The 2,549-nt window shown below is 67.6% G+C and carries 3 protein-coding genes and 2 pseudogenes; all 5 read right to left on the reverse strand.

Features of this window, described 5'->3' with window-relative positions; all coding sequences use genetic code 11:
• Positions 1-403 (reverse strand): annotated as a pseudogene (locus SY1_RS04865) (phosphoglucomutase, alpha-D-glucose phosphate-specific); the annotation flags it as partial.
• 146 nt (positions 404-549) lie between these two features.
• Positions 550-849: pseudogene (locus tag SY1_RS12335) on the reverse strand (phosphoglucomutase, alpha-D-glucose phosphate-specific); the annotation flags it as partial.
• 259 nt (positions 850-1,108) lie between these two features.
• Positions 1,109-1,912, reverse strand: a complete 804-nt coding sequence (gene lpxA, locus SY1_RS04875) for an acyl-ACP--UDP-N-acetylglucosamine O-acyltransferase (RefSeq protein ID WP_208872891.1) — start codon at positions 1,910-1,912, stop codon at positions 1,109-1,111.
• A complete protein-coding gene (fabZ, locus tag SY1_RS04880) occupies positions 1,909-2,364 on the reverse strand; it encodes a 3-hydroxyacyl-ACP dehydratase FabZ (RefSeq protein ID WP_243440584.1) in 456 nt (151 codons plus the stop codon). Before fabZ ends, lpxA begins: the two co-directional genes overlap by 4 nt.
• Positions 2,365-2,402: 38 nt before the next feature.
• The coding region (locus SY1_RS04885; protein ID WP_208873984.1) for a UDP-3-O-acyl-N-acetylglucosamine deacetylase at positions 2,403-2,549 on the reverse strand (147 nt) is incomplete at its 5' end.

Below are 2,549 nucleotides of genomic sequence, written 5' to 3' on the forward strand. Positions count from 1 at the left end.
CCGCCCGCCAGCCCTTGCGCGTCCCAAACAGGTGGCGCACCGCCACGGCCAGGTAGGCGTTGGGGTTCATCAGCCCCGCGGGCGTCACGATGCCGTGTCGGTCGTAGTCCGTGTCGTTGCCGAAGGCCACGTCGAATCGGTCCTTCATCTTCAGCAGGTTCGCCATCGCACAGGGCGAGGAACAGTCCATGCGCACCTTGCCGTCGTGGTCCAGGGGCATGAAGGAAAAGGTGGGGTCGATCGTCCGGTTGACGACCTCCAGGTTCTCGATGCCGTAGACCTCGACGATGGGGTCCCAGTACTCGATCCCCGCCCCGCCGAGGGGGTCCACGCCGACGTGCAGGCCGGAGCGTGCGATGGCCTCCATGTCCAGGACGGAGGCCAGGGCCCGAACGTAGGGCATGACGTAGTCCTCGAAGTGCGTCGTCCCAGCTTCACCGCGCGCTCGAAGGGGACCCTCTCGATGGAGCGAACTCCCCCGCGGATCAACTCGTTGGCGCGCCGCTGGATCCGCGACGTGATCTCCGGGGACGCGGGGCCCCCGCTCGGCGGGTCGTACTTGATGCCGCCGTCCTCCGGAGGGTTGTGGGACGGCGTGATCACCAGGCCGTCCGCCACGGCTGCCCCAACCTCGCGGTTGTGCGCCAGGATGGCGCGCGAGATGACGGGCGTCGGCGTCGGGGCAAACCCCTCCTGCAGCACGACGTCCACGCCGTTCGCCGCCAGGACCTCCACGCAGGTGCGCAGCGCGGGCTCCGACAGGGCATGGGTGTCCGCCCCGATGTAGAGCGGCCCCAGGATGCCCGCCTCCCTGCGGTGCTCGGCCACGGCCCGGGCGATGGCCAGGATGTGGGCCTCGTTGAAGCTGCGAAGCCTGGAGGAGCCGCGATGGCCCGACGTGCCGAACGCCACCTGCTGGGACCGGGCCTCCGGGTCCGGCTCCAGGGTGTAGTAATCGCTGATGAGGGCTGGAAGATTCACCGGTTTGCGCGCGGCCTCAGTGACCTTTTCCATGGTTGCAAAAACCTCCTCATTGGGAACTCTATCCAAAATCCATGCCCTGGCACCCACCTGAGGCTTCAGGAGAGCGCGTCCTGCGCACGACGGCTCAGTCCGACTCCGAGCCGTGTCCCCAGAACGTGACGCCACGGCGGCTCCCCTCGTAGAAGTCGATGACGTTTTGGACCTCCGGGATGAAGGCGTCCCGCCTTCTCCTCAACTCCTCCAGGGAATCCGTGAAGCGGCAGTCCCTGCGGTAAAGCTCTCGATAGAAGGCCCGGATGGCCTTCCGCGTCTCGGCGGAGAACCCGGCCCGCTTCAGCCCCACCGAGTTCAGCCCCTCGATGCGCAGGGGCTCGCCCGCCGCCAGCGTGTAGGGGGGGATGTCCTTCGCCACGCGGTAGAGCCCCCCCACCATGCAGTAGCAGCCGATGCGGACGAATTGATGGGCGCCGGCCATGCCGCCGAACACCGTGTGGTCCCCCACCTGGACGAAGCCGGAGAGCCCAACCTTGTTGGCGATGGTGACGGCGTTTCCGACGTGGACGTTGTGCGCCAGGTGGACGCCCTCCATGATGAGGCACCCGTTCCCCACCACCGTCTCGTTGTCCTCGCCCGTCGCCCGGTTGACGGTGACGTTCTCGCGGATGACGTTGTCGTCGCCGATGCGCACCCGGGACGCCTCTCCCCTGTAGCTGTGGTCCTGGGGATCGCCGCCCAGGGCGGTGTACTCGTAGACGTGGCAGTTTCGGCCGACGGTCACGCCGTCGTGGACCGTGACGAAGGCGTTCAGCACCGTCCCCTCCCCGATGACGACGCGGGAGTCGATGCAGCAGTACGGGCCGACGCGGACGCCATCCCCCAGTTCCGCCCCCCGCGCGACGATGGCCGAGGGATGGACGTCGACGCTCACTTCTCACCCTCCTCGCGCCTGTTCAGGGTCGACCCCACCATGAAGATGAACTCGCCCTCCGCCACCACCTCGTCGTCCACGTAGCCCGTGACCTTCGCCCTGCCGGCAACGCCCCTGAGCCGCGTCAACTCCGCCTTCGTGACCAGCCGGTCCCCCGGTCGCACGGGCTTGCGGAAGCGTGCCTTGTCCACCCCGGCGAGGAAGGCGATCTTCCCCGTCTGTTCCTTCCCCAGCCGGACGGCCACCAGCACGGAGGCCACCTGCCCCATGGCCTCCAGGATCAGCACGCCGGGCATCGTCGGGTCCCCGGGGAAGTGGCCCTGAAAGAAGGGCTCGTTGATCGTGACGTTCTTGTAGCCCGTGACGTGCGACTCGTCGTACTCCGTGATGCGGTCCACCATCAGAAAGGGATAGCGGTGCCGCAGCGTGTTCATGATCTCAATGATGTCCAAAACCCCATACCTCCTCGCAGGGCCCATCCCACGGGGGATCACGCCTGTCTCTTCACCAGCGCCCGAAGGCGCTCCGCCATCTGCAGGTGCAGCTCATGCCCCGCCTTCACAGCCACCAGGTGGGCACAGAGCGGACGCCCCAGCGCCGCCAGGTCGCCGATGAGGTCCAGCGCCTTGTGCCGGAC

Source organism: Fretibacterium fastidiosum (assembly GCF_000210715.1).
GTDB classification, from domain to species: Bacteria; Synergistota; Synergistia; order Synergistales; family Aminobacteriaceae; genus Fretibacterium; species Fretibacterium fastidiosum.